The sequence below is a fragment of the Pseudomonas sp. WS 5412 genome (assembly GCF_012985615.1).
In the GTDB taxonomy this organism is placed as follows: Bacteria; Pseudomonadota; Gammaproteobacteria; order Pseudomonadales; family Pseudomonadaceae; genus Aquipseudomonas; species Aquipseudomonas shahriarae.
On sequence record NZ_JAARMB010000017.1, the window covers coordinates 115,964 to 140,543 of the forward strand.

The 24,580-nt window shown below is 61.1% G+C and carries 22 protein-coding genes; 3 read left to right on the plus strand and 19 right to left on the minus strand.

Going from position 1 to position 24,580, the window contains the following annotated elements:
• Nucleotides 1-92: 92 nt before the first annotated feature.
• A complete protein-coding gene (locus HBR94_RS20955) occupies nt 93-1,322 on the plus strand; it encodes a spore maturation protein (protein ID WP_115127098.1) in 1,230 nt (409 codons plus the stop codon).
• Nucleotides 1,323-1,392: 70 nt separating this feature from the next.
• Here the strand turns inward: HBR94_RS20955 and HBR94_RS20960 are convergent, their stop codons facing one another.
• The 19 genes from HBR94_RS20960 to HBR94_RS21050 all read right to left on the minus strand — a co-directional run bounded on the left by HBR94_RS20960 (nt 1,393) and on the right by HBR94_RS21050 (nt 21,726).
• Complete coding sequence (locus tag HBR94_RS20960; protein ID WP_170045475.1) at nt 1,393-2,004, minus strand: ABC-type transport auxiliary lipoprotein family protein; 612 nt, start codon at nt 2,002-2,004, stop codon at nt 1,393-1,395.
• Nucleotides 2,001-2,939 carry an MlaD family protein gene (locus HBR94_RS20965; RefSeq protein ID WP_057439239.1) on the minus strand — a complete coding sequence of 313 codons (939 nt, stop codon included), beginning with the start codon at nt 2,937-2,939 and terminating at the stop codon, nt 2,001-2,003. Before HBR94_RS20965 ends, HBR94_RS20960 begins: the two co-directional genes overlap by 4 nt.
• Before the next feature lies 1 nt (nt 2,940).
• Nucleotides 2,941-3,744, minus strand: coding sequence for an ATP-binding cassette domain-containing protein (locus HBR94_RS20970; protein ID WP_057439238.1), 804 nt, complete (start codon nt 3,742-3,744; stop codon nt 2,941-2,943).
• Nucleotides 3,741-4,889, minus strand: a complete 1,149-nt coding sequence (locus tag HBR94_RS20975) for an ABC transporter permease (RefSeq protein ID WP_057957915.1) — start codon at nt 4,887-4,889, stop codon at nt 3,741-3,743. Before HBR94_RS20975 ends, HBR94_RS20970 begins: the two co-directional genes overlap by 4 nt.
• A gap of 55 nt (nt 4,890-4,944) precedes the next feature.
• Nucleotides 4,945-5,976: a DUF5924 family protein gene (locus tag HBR94_RS20980; RefSeq protein ID WP_057439236.1), complete on the minus strand. Its 1,032-nt coding sequence runs from the start codon at nt 5,974-5,976 to the stop codon at nt 4,945-4,947.
• A gap of 72 nt (nt 5,977-6,048) precedes the next feature.
• Nucleotides 6,049-7,431, minus strand: coding sequence for an insulinase family protein (locus HBR94_RS20985; RefSeq protein WP_170045476.1), 1,383 nt, complete (start codon nt 7,429-7,431; stop codon nt 6,049-6,051).
• Between the two features lie 146 nt (nt 7,432-7,577).
• Nucleotides 7,578-9,236: a Na/Pi cotransporter family protein gene (locus tag HBR94_RS20990; protein WP_057442129.1), complete on the minus strand. Its 1,659-nt coding sequence runs from the start codon at nt 9,234-9,236 to the stop codon at nt 7,578-7,580.
• A gap of 211 nt (nt 9,237-9,447) precedes the next feature.
• Nucleotides 9,448-10,215, minus strand: a complete 768-nt coding sequence (locus HBR94_RS20995; protein WP_057442131.1) for a TerC family protein — start codon at nt 10,213-10,215, stop codon at nt 9,448-9,450.
• A 65-nt stretch (nt 10,216-10,280) separates the two neighbouring features.
• On the minus strand, nt 10,281-11,588 hold the full coding sequence (locus HBR94_RS21000) for a CitMHS family transporter (protein WP_057442133.1): 1,308 nt from the start codon (nt 11,586-11,588) through the stop codon (nt 10,281-10,283).
• Between the two features lie 336 nt (nt 11,589-11,924).
• The gene (locus HBR94_RS21005; RefSeq protein WP_170045477.1) at nt 11,925-13,886 is read right to left on the minus strand and encodes a DUF4105 domain-containing protein; all 1,962 of its coding nucleotides are present in this window, start codon (nt 13,884-13,886) and stop codon (nt 11,925-11,927) included.
• Nucleotides 13,883-14,203: a DUF2388 domain-containing protein gene (locus HBR94_RS21010; protein ID WP_057442137.1), complete on the minus strand. Its 321-nt coding sequence runs from the start codon at nt 14,201-14,203 to the stop codon at nt 13,883-13,885. The genes HBR94_RS21005 and HBR94_RS21010 overlap by 4 nt, the downstream gene beginning before the upstream one ends.
• A 26-nt stretch (nt 14,204-14,229) precedes the next feature.
• Nucleotides 14,230-14,538 carry a DUF2388 domain-containing protein gene (locus tag HBR94_RS21015; protein WP_170045478.1) on the minus strand — a complete coding sequence of 103 codons (309 nt, stop codon included), beginning with the start codon at nt 14,536-14,538 and terminating at the stop codon, nt 14,230-14,232.
• A gap of 113 nt (nt 14,539-14,651) precedes the next feature.
• Nucleotides 14,652-14,972: a DUF2388 domain-containing protein gene (locus HBR94_RS21020; protein WP_057442142.1), complete on the minus strand. Its 321-nt coding sequence runs from the start codon at nt 14,970-14,972 to the stop codon at nt 14,652-14,654.
• Between the two features lie 304 nt (nt 14,973-15,276).
• On the minus strand, nt 15,277-15,492 hold the full coding sequence (locus HBR94_RS21025) for a DUF1127 domain-containing protein (RefSeq protein WP_007911656.1): 216 nt from the start codon (nt 15,490-15,492) through the stop codon (nt 15,277-15,279).
• Between the two features lie 317 nt (nt 15,493-15,809).
• Nucleotides 15,810-17,303, minus strand: coding sequence for an acetyl-CoA hydrolase/transferase family protein (locus HBR94_RS21030; protein ID WP_057957921.1), 1,494 nt, complete (start codon nt 17,301-17,303; stop codon nt 15,810-15,812).
• A gap of 180 nt (nt 17,304-17,483) precedes the next feature.
• On the minus strand, nt 17,484-18,920 hold the full coding sequence (locus HBR94_RS21035; protein WP_057957922.1) for an NAD(P)(+) transhydrogenase (Re/Si-specific) subunit beta: 1,437 nt from the start codon (nt 18,918-18,920) through the stop codon (nt 17,484-17,486).
• Entirely contained in the window at nt 18,920-19,240 is a 321-nt protein-coding gene (locus HBR94_RS21040) for an NAD(P) transhydrogenase subunit alpha (protein WP_003233786.1), read from the minus strand. Before HBR94_RS21040 ends, HBR94_RS21035 begins: the two co-directional genes overlap by 1 nt.
• Nucleotides 19,241-19,255: 15 nt before the next feature.
• Nucleotides 19,256-20,377 carry a Re/Si-specific NAD(P)(+) transhydrogenase subunit alpha gene (locus tag HBR94_RS21045; protein WP_057957923.1) on the minus strand — a complete coding sequence of 374 codons (1,122 nt, stop codon included), beginning with the start codon at nt 20,375-20,377 and terminating at the stop codon, nt 19,256-19,258.
• Nucleotides 20,378-20,826: 449 nt separating this feature from the next.
• Complete coding sequence (locus HBR94_RS21050) at nt 20,827-21,726, minus strand: LysR family transcriptional regulator (protein WP_057442148.1); 900 nt, start codon at nt 21,724-21,726, stop codon at nt 20,827-20,829.
• Between the two features lie 157 nt (nt 21,727-21,883).
• On the opposite strand from HBR94_RS21050, the gene HBR94_RS21055 reads away from it, so the two are divergent.
• Nucleotides 21,884-23,065, plus strand: a complete 1,182-nt coding sequence (locus tag HBR94_RS21055) for an acyl-CoA dehydrogenase (RefSeq protein ID WP_029290432.1) — start codon at nt 21,884-21,886, stop codon at nt 23,063-23,065.
• A 13-nt stretch (nt 23,066-23,078) separates the two neighbouring features.
• Nucleotides 23,079-24,299, plus strand: a complete 1,221-nt coding sequence (locus HBR94_RS21060; RefSeq protein WP_169960476.1) for a CaiB/BaiF CoA-transferase family protein — start codon at nt 23,079-23,081, stop codon at nt 24,297-24,299.
• Nucleotides 24,300-24,580 lie beyond the last annotated feature (281 nt).

The following is a 24,580-nucleotide window of genomic DNA, read 5'->3' on the forward strand; positions in this document are numbered from 1 at the left end:
CTGCTTGATTCGCACAAACCCCGGTAAATCCGGGGTTTGTCGTTTCTGCCAGCCCCGCTATCATTCGCCACATATTTAAAGGGGTGTGACTGATGCTTAATGGCCTGTGGCTTGGCTTCTTTGTCGTGGCAATGGTATCGGCGCTGGCGCAGTGGCTGGTGGGCGGCAACGCCGGGATCTTTGCGGCGATGGTGGAGAGTATCTTCGCCATGGCCAAGCTGTCGGTCGAAGTGATGGTGCTGCTGTTCGGTACCCTGACCCTCTGGCTGGGCTTTCTGCGCATCGCCGAGAAAGCCGGGATCGTCGAGTGGCTGGCCAAGGCTCTGGGCCCGCTGTTCCTGCGGCTGATGCCGGAAGTGCCGGCCGGTCACCCGGCCATCGGCCTGATCACCCTCAACTTTGCCGCCAACGGCCTGGGCCTGGATAACGCGGCGACGCCGATCGGCCTCAAGGCCATGAAGGCGCTGCAAGAGCTCAACCCGATCCCCAACACCGCGACCAACGCGCAGATCCTGTTCCTGGTGCTCAACGCGTCCTCCCTGACCCTGCTGCCGGTGACGATCTTCATGTACCGCGCCCAGCAAGGTGCGCCCGACCCGACCCTGGTGTTCCTGCCGATCCTGCTGGCCACCAGCGCCTCGACCCTGGTGGGCCTGCTGTCGGTAGCTCTGATGCAACGCCTGCGCCTGTGGGACCCGGTGGTGCTGGCGTACCTGATCCCCGGTGCGCTGGTGCTGGGTGGCTTTATGGCCTTGCTGGCCACGATGTCGGCGACGGCCCTGGCAGGCTTGTCCTCGATCCTCGGCAACCTCACGCTGTTTGGCCTGATCATGCTGTTCTTGCTGATCGGCGCGCTGCGCAAGGTCAAGGTCTACGAAGCGTTTGTCGAAGGTGCCAAAGAGGGCTTCGACGTTGCCAAGAACCTGCTGCCGTACCTGGTGGCGATGCTGTGTGCAGTCGGCGTGCTGCGCGCTTCCGGGGCGCTGGAGTTTGGCCTGGAAGGCATTCGCCATCTGGTGGCCTGGACCGGCCTGGACACGCGTTTTGTCGACGCCTTGCCTACGGCGATGGTCAAGCCCTTCTCCGGCAGCGCGGCGCGGGCGATGCTGATCGAGACCATGCAGACCCAAGGGGTGGATAGCTTCGCGGCGTTGGTGGCGGCGACGATCCAGGGCAGTACCGAGACCACCTTCTATGTGCTGGCGGTGTACTTTGGCTCGGTGGGTATCCAGCGGGCGCGGCATGCGGTGGGGTGTGCGTTGCTGGCGGAATTGGCCGGCGTGGTGGCGGCGATTACCGTTTGCTACTGGTTCTTTGGCTAAGGCTTAGATCGCTATCGCAGGCAAGCCCACACATCAGAATGTGGGCGCTGGCTTGCCTGCGATGAGGCCCTCAGCGTTTCGGCGCTGCATTGCCCTGCGCCACCACCCAATCCACCACCTGCTTGTTCAACTGATCCCCCGCCAACCCAAACTCGGCGACCACCGCTGGCACCTGGGTATCACTCACTGGCTGGTGCACTTCAAAGCGCTTGGCCGCCACGATCCGCTGGTCACTGCCGCGCACCAGTCGCGCGTCCAGGCGTATCACCACCTCCACTGCCCCGCCCCGGTACTCGCTCTGGAAGGCCTGCAACTGCCCGCCCAGTTCGAAGTCCGCCTGCAGGTTGGTGTCATCGGTGCTCAGGAACGCCACCCGGCCATCGCGCTGGAAACCGTCCAACAGACGGTTGCGCAACAACACCGGCGCCGGATCGCTCCAGCGCGACTGGGCATAGCTGCTGATCAAGTTGCCCTCGGGGACCACGGCAATGCGCGGGCTGTCGAGGAATTCACTGGCCTGCGGCTTGGCCAGGCGCAATGACCAGGTGCCCGGGCTGCCATGGGCTGTGGCCTGGGCTGCCGGTAGCCGATAGACGTTGGATGGATCGGCCTTGGGCAGGATCGAGCAGGCGCTGACCAGGGCCAGGGCCACCGGCAGGATCATTTGGTAAGCACGCTTCATGGCGTGAACTCCTTGTTCTTGTCACTGCCCAGCAGGTACCCGCTGGGGTTGGCTTCCAGGCGACGGGAAATGGCCCGCAGGGAGCCCAGGGTATCGCGCAGTTCGCGCACGGCCGGCGCTAGTTCATTGAGGCCCTGCATGCCGCTGTTCAGGGATTCTTTGTTGTCGCTCAACAAGGTGTTGATGGTCGCGGTGCTTTGCTCCAGGGAGCGCATGGCCCCTTCGGCGCTGCCGAACATCTGTTTGCCCTGGTCGTTGAGCAGGCCGTTGGCGTTGCGCATCAGCGCGGTGGTCTGCTCCAGGGTGGCGCCCGCCTGTTTGCTGACCTGGGCCAGTTGCTGCATCACCACCTTGATATCGCCCCGTTGCTCGGCGATGGCCCCGGTGGTCTGCTCCAGGTGTGCCAGGGTGCCGCTCAGGCGATCGACGTTGGCGGGCGAGAACATGCGGTTGGCGTTGTGCAGCAGCAGGTTGATGCTGGTCATCAGGTCATTGCTGTTGTTCAGCAGCCGGGCGATGGGCGATGGCGAGGCGGTGATCTGCGGCAGGTTGCCGTTCTTGCCCTTGAGTTCGGGGCTTTGCGGAGTGCCGCCGCTCAGTTGAATGATCGAGGTGCCGGTGATGCCAGTCAGCGCCAGCTTGGCCTGGGTGTCTTCCTTGATCGGCGTCTGCCCGGCCAGGCGGATGCGTGCCAGGACGCGACGTGGGTCTTTCGGGTCCAGGCGCAGGCTGGTGACATCACCGACCTTGATCCCGCTGTACTGCACCGCGCTGCCCTGGGACAGGCCGCTGACCGCTTCGTTGAAGATCACTTCGTAATCCTGGAACGCGCTGTCGACGCTGGACTTGGCCAGCCACAAGCCGAACAGCATGGCGCCGACCACAACGATCACGCTGAACAGACCGATCATCACATGATGGGCTCGGGTTTCCATGTCATACCTCGTTAAGCTGTTGAGCGGCATCCAGTGCCGCACGGCCCCGTGGGCCATGAAAGTATTCGTGAATCCAGGCGTCGTCCGTTTCCGAAACAACATCTATGGCTCCCGCCACCAATACCTTTTTCTGCGCCAGCACCGCCACGCGGTCGGTGATGGTGTAGAGCGTGTCCAGGTCATGGGTGATCAGCAGCACACTCAGGCCCAAGGCATCGCGCAGGGTCAGGATCAACTGGTCGAAGGCTGCTGCGCCAATGGGGTCGAGGCCGGCAGTCGGTTCATCGAGAAACAGAATGTCCGGGTCCAGGGCCAGGGCGCGGGCCAGGGCCGCACGCTTGATCATCCCGCCCGAGAGTGACGACGGGTATTTGTCGGCCGCCGACAACGGCAGCCCGGCCAGGGCCAGCTTCACCGCTGCCAGGTGCTCGGCATCGGCACGGCTGAGGCCGGCGTGTTCGATCAATGGCAGGGCGACGTTCTCCGTGACCGTCAGCGAAGAAAACAGCGCGCCCTTCTGGAACAGCACGCCGAAACGCCGCTCCACCAGTGAGCGCTCGTGCTCCGCCAGGCTCGGCAGGTTCTGCCCGAAGACCCGCACCTGGCCTTCACTGGGCTGGCGCAGGCCGACGATGCTGCGCAACAGCACCGACTTGCCGCTGCCCGAGCCGCCGACCACGGCGAGGATCTCGCCCTTGTACAGGTCCAGGTCGAGGTTTTCATGCACGCTCTGCGGGCCAAAGCGATTGCACAGGCCACGGACTTCGATCACCGCCTCGCTGGGCGCACGCTGTAAACGGCTCACCAGCCCATCTCCATAAAGAACAATGCGGCCACCGCGTCGAGCACGATCACCACAAAAATTGATTGCACCACCGCAGAGGTGGTGTGGGCACCGACCGATTCGGCGCTGCCGCTGACCTTGAAGCCTTCCAGGCAGCCAATGGCGGCGATCAGGAAGGCGAAGAACGGCGCTTTGACCAGGCCCACCAGCAAATGCTGGACGCCAATGTCCGATTGCAGCAGCGAGAGGAACATCGCCGGCGAAATATCCAGGGCCACGGCGCACACCACGCCGCCGCCGATAATTCCGGAGATCATGGCGAGGAAGGTCAGCATCGGCAGCGCCACCAGCAACGCGAGAACGCGGGGCAGCACCAGCAACTCCATGGGGTCCAGGCCCAGCGTGCGGATGGCGTCGATTTCTTCGTTGGCCTTCATCGAGCCGATCTGCGCGGTGAAGGCACTGGCGGTACGGCCGGCCATCAGGATTGCCGTGAGAAGGACGCCAAACTCCCGCAGGAAGGAGAACGCCACCAGGTCCACGGTGAAAATACTTGCGCCGAAACTTTCCAGCACCGTGGCGCCGAGAAACGCGACCACGGCGCCCACCAGAAAGGTCAGCAAGGCGACGATAGGCGCGGCGTCGAGCCCGGTCTGTTCGATATGCGCCACCATCGGCGTCAGGCGCCAGCGCTTGGGCCGGAACACGCCACGGGCGAGGGTTTCGAGGATCAGGCCGATAAAGCCGAGCAGCTTCATGGCATCTTGCCAGACGGTATCCACCGCGCCGCCGATGCGCGCCAGCAGTTGGATGCCGGCGCTTTCCTGCGGCTCTTTGACTGGCACACAAAAATCATTCAGGGAGCGGTAGACGGTCTTGAGCAGCGCGCGGTCGGCGGCGGGCAGACTGCAGTCGGATTGTTCGGCGGAGTGCTCGATGCGCTCGGGCCCCAACAGTTCCACCAGCAGCGAGGCGCCGGCAGTGTCCAGCGCGCCCAGGCCGTTGAGGTCGACGCGGGTGCTGGCGTCGTACTGGCCGTCGAGGCTCGCCGACAACCGCTTGAGGGCGCTGTAGTGGGCCAGCGTCCAGTCCCCGGTGACCCTGAGTTGGGGCGGTTGGGTGGACGCGTCCAGGTGGGCATTGCCTGCCGTTGTGCTACTGGTCATAAGCTCCGAGCTTGTTTGGCTATTCCACAATTGCTATGTAATAGCACGATCCATCCTACTTTGGCGTGTCCGTTGGTGCTGTGTCCGTGACTTTAAAGCGCAACACGCCGATCACCTGGCCATCTTCGGTCAGCACCCGCACTTGCCAGCGGCCCGCTGCATTCGCCGGGAAGTTCTGCTTGTGCGTCCAGGCCCGATAGCCTTCCTTGCGCCCGCCATGGATGTCCAGGGCAATGCGGTCGACCTCTTTGCCGTTGAACTTCCACACATGGTAGATGCGCTCGTCCAGCCCGCGCGGTGCGTTGATCGCGGTGTAGGCGTACAGGCCGCTGCTGCGCAGTTGGCTGGCGCTGACTTCCTTGAGGTCATCGCCGGGGGTACGGTCCTGCAATTGGGTGCTGATTGCCACTTCGGTCATCCACAGGGTCGCCGGCGGCACCCAACTGCGCAGGAACCAGCCCGCGCAACCGATCGCCGCCGTCACGCCCAGCAGCATCAGCCACCCCTTGACGCTGCGCAGTGGCAGGCTTACTGCCAGGCTGGGGATCGACAAGACCATCGCCACGCCCAGGGCCAGTTTGTAACTTTCGGCGGTGGTCAGGTGCAGGATGATCGGCAACGCGGTGAGCAAGGCGGCAAACAGGGTCAGGGTGTGCAGCGCCAGAAACAGCGAGCGCTTGGGTGCCAGCCATTTGTAGTACAGCGGGTCGGTGATCGAGACGAGTGCGGCGGCGCCCAGCAAACCGGTGAAAATTGCCTGGCTGCTGTTCCAGGTGGTGGTGACAAAAAAGAACGGCAGGACAAAAAACAGGCTTTCCTGGTGGATCATTTGCGTGGCGTAGCGCAGCAGCGGCTCGGGGATTTCCCGCTTGAAGACCTTGCTGAACAACTGGGTGAAGCTGTTCTCCAGCATCAGCCACAGCCAGCTCACCAGCATGATGATCGCGATCCAGCTGGCCATGCCTTGCTGGCGGTCCACCAGGATAAAGCTGCCCACCCCCGAGATAAAACCACCGAGTGCGATCACCCCTGGGTAGCGCTTCATCAGTTCGAGGATGCGCTGGATGAGATGGGTCAGGTTTGGCATTCGGCGGTTCGCAGTCTTCGTAGGAAAAAATCCCAGACAGAATAACGTCTTAGCCCTCTGAGTGGCGTGCGATTACGCAACTGCTTTGCGATAACGGAGCACGCCAATCAGCCCAATGGCAATCAGCCCCAGCACGCCTGCGGCGATCCAGCCCAGGGCGTCGTAACTGAGCAACGGCTTTTCGATGCGCCAGTAGCCGGGCTGGTTGAGCAACTGGCGCATGGCCTGGTTGGTTTGCGCCAGGCTTACGGCCTTGATGCGCTTGGCCGGGTCGCTGAAGCGGCCATCCGCGTAGTCGGCCAAGGCGCCCCAGTAATAGTCGGCCAGGCCACTGTTGCCCTGCACGGCCCAGGCCTGGCGGTCGATGGCGGCTTGTTGCAGGCGGCTAAAGGTGACTCGGTCGAGGCCATCCTCAAGCAGCTTGGCCTTGAGGTTTTCGAGGACGTGTTCGGCTTCAGGCAGGTTGTCGCGGTCCAGGTCGGCGTTCAGGCTCATGAACCCCACGCCGCCGAGCACTTCGCGCTCGCTCCGCGGGCCGTAGGACAGGCCATGCTGCAGGCGCAACTGGCGATACAACGTCCAATCCAGATAGTCCTTGAGCAGGTCGTAGGTCGCGTCGTGCTGGTCGTCCAGTATCGGCTCGGGAAACAGCCAGTGCAGCTTGGCGCCATCGCCGACCCAGCCACGGACCAGGTCACGCTGGGTCGCTGCGGCGTTAAGGGTTTGCGGTAAGGCCCGGTGTTCACTGGGGTCTACCGGCTCGAGCTGGCCATAGGTGCGTTCCAGATAGGCCGGGAGCAGTTTGTCGAGGTCGCCGACGATGATCAGGGTCATGTTGTTGGGGGCGTACCAGTCCTGGCGTACCTTTTCCAACTGGGCGCGGGTCAGGTGTTCGACTTCGGCACGCTCGGCGCATTTGAGGCCCAGTTCCACCGCCAGTTGATTGCTGGCGTTGTGGCCCAGGTCCTGGCGATCCAGCAGGCGTTGCAGGTGCGAAGAGTGGCCGCCGTCTTCGCGCTCCACCACCTGTTTGGCCGCGTTGATTGCGGCGTCGCTCAGCTCGGTACGGGTCACGATTGCCATCAGCAGGTCCAGCACCTTGCGCTGTTTGCGCGCCGGGGCTTCGATGACGAAGGTGGTGTCGGCATTGCTGGTGTAGGCGTTCCACTCCCCGCCCAGGGCCTGCATCTGTTCTTCCAGCTCGCCCTCGCCGCCGCCATTGATGCCGCTGAATAGCAGGTGCTCCAGCAGGTGCGGCAGTTCCTTGTCCGCGCAACTGAAGTCGTCCAGGCCTACACCGACCACCAGGCGGATCGCCACGTGCCCACGTTCGGTGCCCGGCTTGAGCAGCAACTGCAGGCCGTTGGGCAACAGATAGCCTTCGACCTGCAAGCGGTCAAAGGCAAAGGCGTGGGCCGAGCCTATGAGCAGGCAGGCGAATAACAGGCGACGCATAACGGGGTTCCTGGCGGGTGATGACTTTGGGAGCAGCCAGTGTGTCAGGCATGCATTTGTCTGCTGACACACCGCTATCGCGGGCAAGCCCGCTCCCACATTGGTTGGGCGGTGTTTTTAACTGACTCCCCGGGCGTGCGGTTCGTTCAGGGCGAATGGGTGATGTCGGCAATATTGTCCACTGCCAGCGCGCCGGTCTCGGAGGTCTCCAACACTACATAAGCACTGCTGCAAAACAACGAGTTCAGGCGTTTCATGTCGGCAATCAGCTCCAGGTGCAGGGAGCTGGTCTCGATACTTTGCACGATCTTGCGTTGCAGGCGGCTGACGTGGGCGTGGGCCAGGCGCCGTTCCTGGGCGCGGAAGCGGCGCTTCTCGCGCAGTAATTGGCGGGCGCTTTCCGGGTCGGCGCTGAGGAATACCGACAGGCCCAGGCGCAGGTTGGAGATCAACTGGCTGTGCAGGTCGGCCAGTTCCTCCAGCCCGACTTCGGAAAACGAGCGACGCTGGGAGGTTTTCTGCTGCTGGACCTTGCGCAGCATGCGCTCGATCAAGTCGCCGGCCAGCTTCAGGTTGATCGACAGCTCGATGATTTCGGCCCAGCGCCGGCTGTCGTGCTCGCTGAGGTCCTCCCGGGGCATTTGCGCCAGGTACAGCTTGATCGCGCTGTAGAGCGCCTCGACATCATCGCTGAGGCTGCGCATTTCCTGGGTGATCGCGGTTTGTTTGCCGCGCAGCACTTCCAGCGTGGCGGTCAGCATGTTGTCGATCAGGTCGCCTAGGCGCAGGGTTTCCCGCGCGGCATTGGCCAGGGCCAGGCTCGGCGTGGTCAACGCCGTGGGGTCGAGATGGCGGGGTTTGGCCAGGCCATTGGCCTCTGGGCGCTCCGGCAGCAGCCAGGCACACAGGCGTGCCATGGGGCCGATAGTCGGCAGCAGGATCAGGCAGCGGGTGACGTTGTAGAGCAGATGAAAGGTGATGACCATGCCCTGGGCGCTGTAGTCCAGGGTGTCCATCCACTGCACCAACGGGTCAAGGACGGGAATGATCAGCAACAGGCCGATCAGCTTGTACAGCAGGCTGCCCAGGGCCACTTGGCGGCCGGCGGCGTTTTGCATGCTGGTGCTGAGGAAGGCCAGCACGCCGCTGCCGATATTGGCGCCGATCACCAGGCCGATGGCCACATGCAGGCCAATCACCCCGGCGCCGGCCAGGGTCGCTGTCAGCAGCACGGCGGCCAGGCTGGAGTAGGAAATCATCGCAAACAGCGCGCCCACCAGGGCATCGAGCAGAATGTCGCCGGTCAGCGAGGCGAACAGCACTTTGACGCCCTGGGCCTGGGTAATCGGCCCGGCGGCTTCGACGATCAGTTGCAGGGCGAGAATGATCAGGCCCAGGCCGATCCCCACCCGCCCCATCTGCCCGGCGCGTGTCTGCTTGCGCGACAGGAAGAAGATCACCCCGAGAAAGATCAGCAGCGGCGACAGCCACGACAGATCCAGGGTCAGCACCCGCGCCATCAATGCGGTACCGACGTCGGCACCGAGCATGGTCGCCAGGGCGGGGGTCAGGCCCATCAGGCCCTGGCCGACAAACGAGGTCACCAGCATCGCCGTGGCGTTGCTGCTTTGCACCATGGCGGTCACCAGGATCCCGGCAATGAACGCCAGCCAGCGCCTGGCCATGTTCTGCCCGATGACTTGGCGCAGGTTGGAACCGTAGACCCGCAGGATGCCAGTACGGACGATATGCGTGCCCCAGATCAGCAGGGTTACCGCAGAAAGAAGATTGAGCAGGGTCAGCATGCTCGGCCCCCTGTATTGAGTCGTGCTCGAAGTGGAGCAAAAAGTGCCGTGTGCCGTTTTGGGTTATGTACTTAAGCTGTAGTTGGCGAACGGCCTGTGCGCCAGCATCGCATAGCTAAAGTCGGCTTTGAAACAAAACTGTCATGAAATCAGCTTTTTGCAGGCGAAAAAAAGGGGCCCGCATGGGGCCCCTCATTCGGTCATCGCAGGTTTACTGGCCCGGAATGTCCTTGCGCAGTTTCACTGGATCCTGCTGTTTTTTCTTCTTCGCGATGGCGCTACGCATCTTGATGTTGACCGCTTCTACCGCCAGGGAGAACGCCATGGCGAAGTACACGTAGCCTTTTGGCACGTGGACGTCGAAGGATTCAGCGATCAGCACGGTACCCACGATCAACAGGAACGACAGCGCGAGCATTTTCAGCGACGGGTGCTTGTCGATGAACTCACTGATGGTGCCAGCTGCCAGCATCATCACCAGTACCGCTACGATGATCGCCGCGACCATGACCGGAACGTGGGAAACCATACCCACGGCGGTAATCACCGAATCCAGGGAGAACACGATGTCGATGATCGCGATCTGGATGATGGTGTAGATGAACTTGCCACCCTTGCCTTTCGGCTCTTCGTGGGTTTCGTCTTCACCTTCCAGGGCGTGGTACATCTCCTGGGAGCTTTTCCACAGGAGGAACAGGCCACCGAAGAACAGGATCAGGTCGCGACCGGAAATACCCTGGCCTGCGATGGTGAACAAGTCGGCGGTCAATTGCATGACCCAGGTGATCGACAGCAGCAACAGGATCCGCGTGACCATGGCCAGGGCCAGGCCGAAGATCCGGGTGCGCGCCTGCATATGCTTGGGCATACGGCTGACCAGGATCGAAATCATGATGATGTTATCGATGCCCAGGACGATCTCGAGAGCCGTCAAGGTGAAGAAGGCAATCCAGATCTCCGGATTGGTCAGCCATTCCATATGTGTTCCTTTGCGCGAGTGTTAGACCGCGCCGGCAGTAGGACCGGCGCAGTGGGTTGTTACGATTATAGAGTGCTGAACAGCGGGAATGTGCCCAACAACAATGCAGCGAACATTATGCACAGGCATACCAGTACTGCCCACTTCAGGGTGAAGCGTTGGTGATCGCCAAATTCGATACCGGCCAGGGCGACCAACAGGTAAGTCGAGGGCACCAGCGGGCTGAGCAAGTGTACCGGCTGGCCAACGATTGAGGCACGGCCCATTTCTGCGGCGGTGATGCCGTAGTGGCTGGCGGCTTCGGCCAATACCGGCAGTACGCCGTAGTAGAACGCATCGTTGGACATGAAGAAGGTGAACGGCATGCTCACCAGCGCGGTGATCACCGCCAGGTACGGGCCCAGGGCCTCAGGGATGACTGCCAGCAGGCTCTTGGACATGGCGTCGACCATGCCAGTGCCCGACAGGATGCCGGTGAAGATACCCGCGGCGAAGATCAGGCCGACCACCGCCAGCACGCTGCCCGAGTGGGCGGCAACGCGGTCTTTCTGCTGCTGCAGGCACGGGTAGTTGACGATCATCGCGATACTGAAGGCCACCATGAACAGCACGGGCAGCGGCAACAGGCCGGCGATCAGGGTGCACATCAGGGCCAGGGTCAGGGCGCCGTTGAACCAGATCAGTTTCGGGCGACGGGCATCGGGGAACTGCGAGACGCTGATTTCGCTATGGTCGACTTCATCGCCTTGCAAGTGCAGCACACCCAGACGAGCGCGCTCGCGCAGGCCGTACATATAGGCGATCACCAGAATGGCGACCACGCCGGCGGCCATGGCCGGGATCATCGGTACGAAAATATCCGAGGGGTCCACGTGCAGCGCACTGGCGGCGCGGGCGGTCGGGCCGCCCCAGGGCGTCATGTTCATCACGCCACCGGCGAGGATGATCAGGCCGGCCATGATCCGCGGGCTCATGCCAATGCGCTTGTACAGCGGCAGCATGGCGGCCACGCAGATCATGTAAGTGGTGGCACCGTCGCCATCCAGGGACACCACCAGTGCCAGTACGGCAGTACCGACGGCGACTTTGAGCGGGTCGCCCTTGACCAGCTTGAGGATCTTGCGCACGGCCGGGTCAAACAGGCCAGAGTCGATCATCAAGGCAAAGTAGAGGATGGCAAACATCAGCATCACGCCGGTGGGCGCGAGCTTGGTGATGCCTTCGAGCATCATCGGGCCGATCTTTGGCGCAAAGCCACCGAACAGCGCGAACAGGATCGGCACGATGATCAGGGCGATCAGCGCCGACAGGCGCTTGGTCATGATCAGGAACATGAACGTGATGACCATGGCAAAGCCAAGGAAAGTCAGCATAGGAATACTCCAGGCGTAGCGCGGCTAGGGAATGGCGAACCGGGTTGGGGTCAGCGCAGAACGAAAAGCGCGAGGCGTACGGGGGGAGTCGGGAAAAACAGGCGGGTAGGAGCGGACATCAGAATCACCATTGTTGTTGTTAATTGGGCCCCTGGGCGTAGAAAAGCTCAGGTTGGCCAACCGGTCTATTGCCGGTAGTGAGGGCGATCCTAATCGCGAAAGCTTTCAGCCAGCTTTCGCTGGGTAAACAGGCGATGAACAGATGCTTCGTGGGATTGGTCTGGTTTTGATGTCTGTAAGGGCGCGATCGCGGGCTTGCCCGCGATGCTGTTGACCTTAAGGCAGTTGCAGGCCACCGGCCGCCTTGTGCAAGGCCCGCAGATGTTCGCCCACCTGCTTGAGATTGGCCTCGCAGGCGGCAATCTCTGTAGCCCGCGAAGGCTCCAGCAGTGCCCTCACCTCTTTGTCCAGGTCGCCGGTCAACGATTGCAGCTGTTTCTGGCGCGATGCGCTTTCCGACTCCAGGCGTTGCCACTCCTTGGGTTGGGGCAATCCATAGCCGCCGCTGCCGAGCAGCTCCGCCGGGCGGCTGAGGAAGCCGCTGTTGGCGAGGATCTGCTGCAACGTGGCATCGGCCTTGGCCATGCCGCCGTTCTTCAGCTCACGGGCACCGAGGTAGCGTTGCTTGACCTCGTCCTGGGCGAGCATCAGCTGTTTGCGAAAGCTGGCCTGTTCCAGCAGCAGCAAGGCGGCGCTGGTGCGCAGGTCAGCCTTGTCGAACCAGGTCCTGCGTTGCTCGGCGCTCAAGGCCAGCCAGTCTTCGACCTGGGTCTGCGGGATCGGCAGGTGTTTCTTCAGCACCTCGAACATCGCCTGGTAGCGCTCGCGGAAGGAGTCGAAGTGATAGCCCAGGCGCAAGGCTTCGCGGCGGTCATCCAGCACGCTGGTGTCGGCCAGCCCACGGGCCTTGAGTACTTCGAGCAAACCGTTGGGGGTGATGTTGTCCAGGGTGGTCAGTTGCGGGTTGGCGCTGCCGCTGCGCAGCAGTTTCAGGCCTTCGACCGCGCAGTTGTTGGAGAGGAAGTAGTAATTGCCGTCGTAGCTCCAGTGCATTTCGGCGGCGTGTTCGACGGTGTCGTTGATCTCCTGGCGCGTTAGGATCAAGGGCACCGATGCCAAGCCGCGCAGTTCGGTCTTGGTGTATTCGTCGATCACCTGGGCCAGGGGCAGTACAAACAGGCGTGAGGGGTACTTGCCTACCAAACCGTCCCAACTCGATAGTTGCACGTCGCCCACGAATGCGCGGTAGGACAACACCAAGTGCTGGTCCAGGTCCAGACGGCAATCCGGGCCACGGGGGCGGCCCGGGGCGCAGATCACCAGGCGCAGCATGCTGTGGCCCCAGCGGCTCACCAGGTTCTGGTTGGCCTCGGCCAGCAGGTAGTCGATGGCGTACACGCGCTCGGGATCGACCTGGCCCAAGGGCGTCTTGGCAAAATCGTTACCGGCATTGAGGAAGGCGAAAGTGTTGGCGCAGGTGTCCTTGGCCGGCGGGGCCCAGCCGAAGTGTGCCTGGTAGTAGCGATACAGCGCAGGACGGCGGCAGGCGTAGCTCGGGTCGAGGAGGAAGTACTCCATGTTGACCGCGACGAACTCCTTGGGGTTGGTGATTTCGTACAGGTCCGGACTACGAGCCACTTGCCGATTGTGTTGCTCGCGCTCGCCACGGCGGCCGACGTATTGCGGCCAGCCGGCCAGGTCGAGCAAGCGCGGGTCGTCGCTGAGGGTGAAACGGCGGTCATTCTGGCCACGGCATTGATCGGGCAGGCCAATCAGGCCGGTGATGTTGTTCTGGCGGCTGCAGCGCTGGATCAGCGAGCGCTGGTCCTTGGGCCACAGGCGCGCACGGTCATAGATGTGGGTCAGCTCATGCAGCACGGTGGCGAGCAGTTCCCGGCGCACGGTGCCATGGGGGCGCTGAGTCTGCTGGGTGGCGGCGGTGCCGTCCGTGAGGCTGGCCAGCAGCTTGCGGTTGAGGTCCAGTTCCGAGACCAGTGACGCCTGGCCATAGGCATTGGCGGGCATCTCGTCGGTCCAGCCGACGTCGATGCGCCGGTCCAGTTGCTCGATGAAGCGCGGCGGCAGCGCCTGCATGGCTTCATCAAGCAATGCCTGGCTGGCCTGCTGTTGGGCTGGGCTCAAGCCGTCGGTCTTGAGCCGTAGTTGCAGGCTGGCCTGGGCGGCGCTGCCTGCCAGCAGTACCGTCGCAGCCAATAGCCAGGCGGTGAAGCGCCTCACAATGCGAGGATGGCTTCGGCGAGGACCTGGTCGCTGGCGTCGCGGGCTTCTGGCACGCGGGTGCGCAGGGTGTCGAAGGCGGCTTCCAGTTGCGCGCCACGGATATCGCCATTGCTGGCGACAAAGCTGGCGGCATCGTCGTGGGCTTCGCGCACGACTTTGGAGTCACGGATGGAGGTGGTGGTGTCCGAGGTGAAATCAATGGTGCGGCCGAAGGCACGAACAATGATGTTACTGGTAGCCACGAGGGTTTGAGCCTGGGCGATATCGGCCAGCAGGAACAGGCCGAGAACAGCAGCGATCAACGGGCGACGCATGGAATGACTCCAAAGAGAAAGGATGATTATTGGACGAGAATTGCCTGGGCCAGTTCAAGGTCACTGGACTTAAGTTTTGGTTGGGTGCGACGCAGATAATCCAGTGCACTTTCCAGTCGGGCGCCCCGCCATTGGCCGTCAGTGGCAATAAACGCGGCAGCGTCATCCTGGGCGGCCAGTAGCAATTTACGGTCGAACGGCGCCGAGGTCACTTTGCTGGTGGCATAGGCACTGGCGACGAGGCCTTGCGTGGACACATCAAAGGCCTGGGCAGGCCCGGCCCCGCACACGGCAAGCACTATAGGAACAATCAACAAACGGTATGAAAAAGCCATGGGACTCGACAACTGAAAACGAGCGCCAAGGCTAGCGTAATGCCTGGGCGAGAGCCAGCGCGGGCACCTCTATGTAGGAGCTGGCTTGCCGGCTCCTACAAAACAGCTCCGGCTCAGATGGCCAGGATCGCCTGGGCCAGTTGCACATCCGTGGCCGCATTGAGTTGTGGCGCCTGTTGGCGGATCTGCGCCAGGGCGCTTTCCAGCTTCACGCCACGGATCGCGCCTTCACTGGCGACGAAGCTGGCGGCATCGTCACGGGCAGCACGTACGACCTTGTTGTCGCGCAGGGACGATGTGGCATCGGAGCTGGCGTCGGACGTGGCTTTAAGCGCGCCCACAATCGAGTCGGTGGTCACAATCAGGCTGGTGGCGCTGGCATTGGCGGCGACGGCAAGCAGGGCTGCAGCGCTCAGCAAACGAAGACGGGACATGGGGTGACTCCTGTGTATGGGACGAACTAATGACGCGATAGTAGCGGGCGCCTATCTGTTCGGGTAGTACGCAGTGAGAAGTCGTTGCCCGGAAAGGCTATTGGGGCAGTACAAAACGATCGTTATAAAATTGTACTGGTCGATTCTTAAATAAATGAAACTGTACTTGTTGCGAGGCTGAGCACTGACTTTTCAGCCTCCCAGAAACCACAAAACCCGCCTCCGGTTACCCGGGGCGGGTTCTGCTACAACAATTCGGGTTGCTGGCTGTGGACCTGTTAGGTCAGGGCCAGCGGGCGCTAAATCAGCGCCAGAACGGCTTGCTCAGCTCTTCGTAGCGTTGAGCTTCGCTGATCCCGGCATCGGCCAGCAGACGCGAGTCCAGACGAGCCAGTTGATGGCGGCTGGAGATGCGGCGCTGCCACAACATCAGGTTGGCGATAACGCGCAGAGGCAGGGAAGCCTGGGTGTTTACAGCTTTATCTTCGAAGAACAGTTCGGAACTGAGTGTACGTTCCATGATGACATCCTTCCGCTTGTGGCGGGATTAGGTAGTGGTTTAACTGATGCCAATGATCCTCCTCCGGCGCAAGACTCTCTAGATACAGTTCACCTGTATTGTGAGGGGCCAGTTAACTGTTTATAGCGGCTGTACTGTACGTAAATGGGGCAACTGTACCTGTCGGCACTTATTTGGTGCGTTTAGGCGTTTTGGAGAGCGGGCGTAGGGTTTTTCGGTAGGAAGTGACCGGTACAGTAGTACAGTTTTTTTAAAAGATGCCGCGCTCAGTTCCGAGCGAATGCAACTGTGTTTGCATCCGCCCGGATCTGTATTGATCAACCTTTGAGCATGTGCCCGGTTTCTTCCAGGTTGATGTGCCAGCTCAAGGCTTCGCGCAGGATGTGCGGGGTATGCCCGCCGATGGCGCAGGCGGCGTTGAAGTAGTTATTGAGGGCGTCACGGTAGTCCGGGTGCACGCAGTTATCGATGATCACCCGTGCCCGCTCCCGTGGCGCCAGGCCACGCAGGTCAGCCAGGCCGATCTCGGTCACGAGGATATCGACGTCATGCTCGGTATGGTCGACATGGCTGACCATCGGCACCACGCTGGAAATCGCCCCGCCCTTGGCAATGGATTTGGTAACAAAGATCGCCAGGTGCGCGTTGCGGGCGAAATCCCCCGAGCCGCCAATGCCATTCATCATCCGCGTGCCGCAGATGTGGGTGGAGTTGACGTTGCCGTAGATGTCGAACTCCAGCGCCGTGTTGATGCCGATGATGCCCAGGCGCCGCACCACTTCCGGGTGGTTGGAGATTTCCTGCGGGCGCAGCACCAGCTTGTCCTTGTAGCGCTCCAGGTTGCCGAACACGTCGGCATTGCGCCGCTCTGACAAGGTGATCGAACTGCCGGAGGCAAAGCTCAGCTTGCCGGCATCAATCAGGTCGAAGGTCGAGTCCTGGAGGACTTCGGAGTACATGGTCAGGTCTTCGAACGGCGATTCGATCAGGCCGCACATCACCGCGTTGGCGATATTGCCGATACCGGCCTGCAGTGGGCCGAGTTTGTTGGTCATGCGCCCGGCGTCCACTTCCTGCTTGAGGAAGTTGATCAGGTGATTGGCGATCCACTGGGTGTCGCTGTCGGGCGGCGTGACCGTGGAGGCGGAATCGGCCTGGTTGGTGATGACGATGGCGACGATCTTCTCTGGCGGGATCGGGATCGCGGTGCTGCCGATGCGATCATCCACCTTGACCAGCGGGATCGGGGTGCGGGTCGGGCGGTAGGTCGGGATATAGATGTCGTGCAGGCCTTCGAGGTTCGGATTGTGCGCCAGGTTGATCTCGATGATCACCTGCTTGGCAAAAATCGCGAAGCTGGCCGAGTTGCCCACGGAGGTGGTGGGCACGATATGGCCTTGCTCGGTGATGGCCACGGCTTCAATCACTGCGATGTCCGGCAGCTTGAGCTGGTTGTTACGCAGTTGTTCGACGGTTTCCGACAGATGCTGGTCGATAAACATTACTTCGCCGGCATTGATCGCCTTGCGCAGCGTGCTATCGACCTGGAACGGCATGCGGCGCGACAGCACGCCGGCTTCGGTAAGTTGCTTGTCCAGGTCGTTGCCCAGGCTGGCGCCGGTCATCAGGGTGATTTTCAGGGGCGAGGTCTTGGCGCGTTCTGCCAGGGCGTGGGGCACAGCCTTGGCTTCACCGGCGCGGGTAAAGCCGCTCATGCCGACGGTCATGCCGTCCTCGATCAGGGCGGCAGCATCGGCGGCGCTCATGACCTTGTTCAACAGCGAAGGCAAGCGAATACGATCACGGTACATGGATTGTTATCTCGGGCAACGGAGGCAAGGTGGGCAGTCTAGTGATTTCAACGGCGTTCGTCCCGCTACCATGGTCGAATGCCAGGTGGCGATTTAGAGCCTTTGGTCGGGTTTTTCCCGTTAATAAAAAACCCCAGCCTACGGGAGGCCGGGGTTTTGGGTATTGCGCTGGAGCAGTGTTTATTCGACAGCCTTGACCATGTCTTCAATGACCTTCTTCGCGTCCCCGAAGACCATCATGGTCTTGTCCAGGTAGAACAGTTCGTTATCCAGGCCGGCATAACCACTGGCCATCGAGCGCTTGTTGACGATGATCGTCTTGGCCTTGAAGGCTTCGAGAATCGGCATGCCGGCGATCGGCGATTTCGGATCGTTCTTGGCGGCCGGGTTGACCACGTCGTTGGCGCCGAGCACCAGCACCACGTCGGCCTGGCCGAACTCGGAGTTGATGTCTTCCATCTCGAACACCTGGTCATACGGCACTTCGGCCTCGGCCAGCAGCACGTTCATGTGACCAGGCATGCGCCCGGCGACCGGGTGGATCGCGTATTTGACGGTGACGCCGCGATGGGTCAGCTTCTCGGTCAGTTCTTTAAGTGCATGCTGCGCCCGCGCTACCGCCAGGCCATAGCCTGGGACGATGATCACGGTGTCGGCGTTGGTCAGCAGGAAGGTGGCGTCGTCAGCCGAACCGGACTTCACCGGGCGCGCCTCTTTCGAACCGGCCGGCCCTGCCGCATCCGGCGTATTGCCGAAACCGCCGAGCAGCACGTTGAAGAACGAGCGGTTCATCGCCTTGCACATGATGTACGAGAGGATCGCGCCGCTCGAACCTACCAGGGAGCCGGCAATGATCAGCATCGAGTTGTTCAGCGAGAAGCCGATACCCGCCGCAGCCCAGCCGGAGTAGCTGTTGAGCATCGACACGACTACCGGCATATCCGCGCCGCCAATCGGGATGATGATCAGCACGCCCAGCACGAAGGCCAGGGCTAGCATCAGGGCAAAGGCGCTGAGGTTGCCGGTGAACATAAACACCAGGCCCAGACCCAGGGTGGTCAGGCCCAACACCAGGTTCAATTTATGCTGGCCGCCAAACTGTACCGGTGCGCCCTGGAATAGACGGAACTTGTACTTGCCTGACAGCTTGCCGAAGGCAATCACCGAACCGGAGAAGGTAATGGCACCGATAGCGGCACCGAGGAACAGCTCCAGGCGGTTGCCCGCAGGAATCGCATCGCCCAGTTGCTTGACGATCCCCAGGGATTGCGGCTCGACCACTGCGGCGATCGCAATAAACACCGCTGCCAGGCCGATCATGCTGTGCATGAAGGCGACCAGTTCCGGCATCTTGGTCATTTCTACGCGCTTGGCCATGATCGAGCCGGCGGTACCGCCGACCAGCAGGCCGACAATCACGTAGCCGATGCCGGCAGTGGCAAGTTCTGCACCGAGCTTATAGATGAGGCCAACGGTGGTGAGTACCGCCAGCGCCATGCCCAGCATGCCGAACAGGTTGCCGCGTCGGGACGTGGTTGGGTGCGACAGGCCTTTGAGGGCCTGGATGAAGCAGATCGACGCGATCAGGTAGAGCGTCGTGACGAGGTTCATGCTCATTACTTCTGCACCTCTTCTTTAGCCTTGGGCGCTTTCTTCTTGAACATCTCAAGCATCCTACGGGTAACCAGGAAACCGCCGAACACGTTAACGGCAGCCAGGGCCACGGCCAGGGTGCCCATGGTCTTGCCCAGTGGCGTGACGGTGAGTGCGGCGGCGAGCATGGCGCCGACGATCACAATCGCCGAGATTGCATTGGTCACGGCCATCAACGGCGTATGCAGCGCGGGGGTGACGTTCCAGACCACGTGGTAACCGACATAAATCGCCAGCACGAAGATGATCAGGTTGTAGATACCGGGGGAGATAAGCTCTTCCATCGTCTGAATCCCTGCTTAGGCGTTTTTGCGGATGACTTGGCCGTCGCGGCACATCAGGCACGCGGCGACGATGTCGTCTTCGAGGTTGATTTCAAACTGCCCTTCCTTGGTGAAGACCAGCTTCAGGAAGTCCAGCAGGTTGCGCGCATAAAGGGCTGAAGCGTCGGCAGCGACGGCACCGGCAAGGTTGGTCGGGCCGCAAATGGTCACGCCGTTCTCCACCACCACCTGGTCGGCGACGGTCAGTGGGCAGTTGCCACCTTGGGCGGCGGCCAGGTCGATCACCACGGAGCCTGGCTTCATCTGGGCGACGGTTTCGGCGCTCAGCAACGTCGGGGCCTTGCGACCCGGGATCAGGGCGGTGGTGATGACGATGTCGGCTTGCTTGGCGCGCTCATGCACGGCCAGGGCCTGACGCTGCATCCAACTGGTGGGCATGGGGCGTGCGTAGCCGCCGACACCGACGGCGCATTCGCGCTCTTCATCGGTCTCGTAGGGCACGTCGACGAACTTGGCGCCGAGGGATTCGATCTGTTCCTTCACGGCCGGACGGACGTCGGACGCTTCGATGACGGCACCCAGGCGTTTCGCCGTAGCGATGGCCTGCAGGCCGGCCACACCAGCACCGAGGATCAGCACACGGGCGGCTTTCACCGTACCGGCGGCAGTCATCAGCATCGGCATGAAGCGCGGGTAGTGATGGGCCGCGAGCAACACCGCCTTGTAGCCGGCAATGTTGGCCTGGGACGACAGCACATCCAGGCTCTGCGCACGGGAGGTGCGCGGGGCGGCCTCCAGGGCGAAGGCAGTGATGCCATGTTCGGCCAGGCGGGTGATGGTTTCGTTGCTGAACGGATTGAGCATGCCCACCAACACGGTGCCGCTTTTAATCAGCGTCAGTTCGCTGTCGCTGGGGGCGACCACCTTGAGAATCAGCTCGGCGCCAAACGCGTCGCTGGCACTGCCAATGGTTGCGCCTGCCGCTTCATAGGCACTGTCGACGACGCTGGCATTGATGCCTGCGCCGCTTTGTACAGTGACCTTATGGCCCTGGCCGATCAGCTTCTTGATGGTTTCCGGGGTTGCAGCAACCCGCGTTTCACCGGTCTGGGTTTCGAGAGGAACACCAATGTGCACGTCAAATCTCCTGCATGATCTTTTTGCTTTTGATTTTTGTAAAAAGGCCAGTGCACCGCGAGTGGCGCAACTGGGGCGGCCGATCAGCACGACCCCGCTGAAATGACAGCAGGGCGCGGCATTTTGCAGGCGAACTTTACGGCCTTCAAGGGATTATGACGGGTGACGAAAAATTAACTACAAGTCACCCTGTGACTGATTGTCGCAACGTGCCGAAATAACCTCTTTGAATACAGGTGTTTAAAGGCTTCCGGCGGAAAAAGACAATTTTTGCAATTGTCGTCATGAATAGCGGGTCATGGGGGGTGAATAACCCCTGTAGCGCTGATAGCTATTGGCTTTCAGGTCATTTTTGCATTGATCGGTACAGTCTGTCTAAAGGCGACATATATTTATATCTGTAGTGCTATAAATTATCTGACTACAAGGTCAGTAAATATCACGGGCGTCTAGAACTGGTGGCTGTAGCGTTGTGCCTGATCAACCAGCCAGTCTCGGAAGGCGCGCAGCGACGCGGATTCGACCTTTCTCTCGGGAATCATCAAGTAATAAGCCTTGCTGCTGGTCAGCGCCTGCGGGTTGGCGATCACCAACTGTTTCTCGCCCAGTTCGCGTTGAATAAGGAACGGTGGGATCAGCGCAATGCCCATGTCATGCATGGCCGCCTGGGACAGCATGGAGAATAGTTCGTAACGCGGGCCTGTCATGTCCCGGGGGATATTCAGTTGCTGGGCATTGAACCACTGGCGCCAGGCGTAGGGCCTTGTGGTTTGCTGTAGCAGCGGCAGTTCGGCGATTTCCTCTGCGCTGAAGTGCGAGCGGTTCTCCAGCAATCGCGGGCTACAAACGGGAACCGGGTTTTCGCCCATCAGTCGGTGGGATTCGGTCCCGGACCAGTCGGCATCGCCGAAATAGACCGCGGCATCGAATTGCGTATCGGCAAACAGGAATGGGCGAGTGCGGTTGGTCAGGTTCACCGTGACTTCGGGGTGTTGTTGCTGGAAGTCCTTGAGGCGCGGGATCAGCCACTGCGTGCCGAACGTGGGCACTACTGCCAGCTCGATGACATTGGCGCCCTGCTGGCCCATCACTGAGAGAGTGTCGCGCTCCACGGCATCTAGTTGCGTCGCGACCCGCCGGCTATAGGAAAGCCCGGCTTCCGTGAGCTTTACACCACGTCGCGAGCGTCGAAACAGTTCGACACTCAAAAACTCCTCGAGGCTGGCGATCTGTCGGCAGATTGCGCCTTGGGTAATGGATAGCTCCTGCGCGGCCTTGGTAAAGCTCTCGTGGCGGGCTGCCGCTTCAAAACTGACCAGGGCCGTGGTGCTGGGGATCTTCCTGCGCATGTACCGTCGCCTCACTAATAAAGAGCAGTTTTGCCCTTTTCGATCATTACGAAGTGAGAAATTAGCACAAGCCTATGCAAAAACCTCGTTTGCCCTCCTCGCCTGTCCGGCCTAGGCTCCATGCACGACTTTTGATTTACTTCGCGAGGACTCACTCATGGGCGGTAAGGCAAGCTTCAACTGGATCGATCCACTGCTGCTGGATCAACAGCTCACAGAAGAAGAGCGCATGGTGCGCGACAGCGCTGAGCAATTTGCCCAGGACAAGCTGGCGCCGCGTGTGCTGGAAGCCTTCCGTCATGAAAAGACCGATCCTGCAATTTTCCGTGAAATGGGCGAGACCGGCCTGCTCGGCGCGATGATCCCCGAGCAGTACGGTGGCAGTGGCTTGAACTACGTCAGCTACGGCTTGATTGCCCGTGAAGTGGAGCGTGTCGACTCCGGCTACCGCTCGATGATGAGCGTGCAGTCGTCCCTCGTCATGGTGCCGATCAATGAGTTCGGTACTGAGGCGCAAAAACAGAAGTATCTGCCCAAGCTGGCCTCGGGTGAGTGGATTGGTTGTTTCGGCCTGACCGAGCCCAACCACGGTTCGGACCCGGGCGCGATGATTACCCGTGCGCGCAAGGTGGATGGCGGCTACAGCCTTACCGGCAGCAAGATGTGGATCACCAACAGCCCGATTGCCGATGTGTTTGTGGTCTGGGGCAAGGACGACGCCGGCGATATCCGTGGTTTTGTCCTGGAGAAGGGCTGGAAAGGCCTGAGTGCCCCGGCGATTCACGGCAAGGTCGGCCTGCGCGCTTCGATCACCGGCGAAATCGTCATGGATAACGTGTTCGTTCCCGAAGAAAACATCTTCCCCGATGTGCGCGGCTTGAAAGGGCCGTTCACCTGCTTGAACTCGGCGCGCTACGGCATCTCCTGGGGCGCGTTGGGGGCAGCGGAGTTCTGCTGGCACACGGCGCGCCAGTACACCCTTGATCGCCAGCAGTTCGGGCGTCCATTGGCTGCCACACAATTGATCCAGAAAAAGCTCGCCGATATGCAGACCGAGATCACTCTCGCCCTGCAGGGTTGCCTGCGTCTGGGGCGGATGAAGGATGAAGGAACGGCGGCGGTGGAGATCACTTCGATCATGAAGCGTAACTCCTGCGGCAAATCCCTGGATATCGCCCGTATGGCTCGTGACATGCTGGGTGGCAACGGTATCTCCGATGAGTTCGGGATCGCCCGGCACCTGGTCAACCTGGAAGTGGTGAATACCTACGAAGGCACGCATGACGTCCATGCGCTGATCCTTGGACGTGCACAGACTGGTATCCAGGCGTTCTATTAATAGGAGTGTGACCATGGGCGCGCTATCGCATCTGCGGGTACTGGATTTGTCACGGGTGCTGGCAGGGCCCTGGGCCGGGCAGATTCTTGCGGATCTCGGGGCCGAGGTGATCAAGGTCGAGCGACCTGGCAGTGGCGACGATACGCGCGCCTGGGGGCCGCCGTTCCTTAAGGATGCTTATGGTGAGAACACCACTGAGGCGTCCTACTACTTATCGGCCAACCGTAATAAGGAGTCGGTGACTATCGACTTCACCCGACCGGAGGGGCAGAAGCTGGTTCGGGACCTCGCGGCGAAGTCGGATATCTTGATCGAGAATTTCAAGGTTGGCGGTTTGGCGGCGTATGGCCTGGACTATGAGTCGCTCAAGGAGCTCAACCCGGAGCTGATCTACTGCTCTATCACAGGGTTTGGCCAGACCGGGCCGTATGCGGCGCGCGCGGGCTATGACTTTATGATCCAGGGGTTGGGCGGGCTGATGAGTCTGACGGGGCGTCCCGAGGGTGATGAGGGCGAAGGTCCGGTCAAGGTGGGTGTGGCACTGACCGACATTTTGACCGGGCTCTACTCTACGGTGGCGATTCTGGCGGCGTTGGCGCACCGCGACCATGATGGTGGCGGCCAGCATATTGATATGGCGTTGCTGGATGTCCAGGTGGCTTGCCTGGCTAATCAGGCGATGAATTACCTGACGACGGGTGTATCGCCCAAGCGGCTGGGCAATGCACATCCGAATATCGTGCCGTATCAGGACTTTCCCACCGCTGACGGCGATTTCATCCTGACCGTGGGTAACGACAGTCAGTTTCGCAAGTTTGCCCAGGTTGCCGGGCAGCCACAGTGGGCCGATGATCCGCGGTTTGCTACTAATAAGCTGCGGGTGGCCAATCGGGCGGTGCTCATTCCGTTGATTCGCCAGGCCACAGTGTTCAAGACCACCGCCGAGTGGGTGAGCCAGCTGGAGCAGGTCGGTGTGCCCTGTGGGCCGATCAATGATCTGGCGCAGGTGTTTGCCGATCCTCAAGTGCAGGCGCGCGGGTTGGCTATAGAGTTGCCGCATCCGCTGGCAGGCAAGGTGCCGCAGGTGGGGAGCCCTATGCGGCTGTCCAAGACGCCGGTGGAGTATCGCAGTGCGCCGCCTCTGCTGGGCGAACATACGGCTCAGGTGCTAAGCCAGGTGCTGGGATTGGGGGCGGCCCATGTGGCGGCTTTAAAGGAGGCGGGGGTCATTTGAGGTGTTTCTTCTATATAGAGGGGGTTTCTATATAGAAAGGTTGGTTGTTTTTTAAACGATCGTAACTAATTGATAGAAAAGCAAAATTAAGGGTTGACGGCAGATTCTGGAAGTCTATAATTCGCCCCACTTCCGGCGCAGTCGAAACGGAAAGCTCCTTGGTAAACAAAGAGTTACGCAGAATTCGACAGCGAGTTGCTTCAGTTCATCGAAGCCCAGAAGGAGTTGGTAGAGCAGTGTTGTTTGGCTCTATTAACGTTTCGATCCTCTCGGTCGAAAGC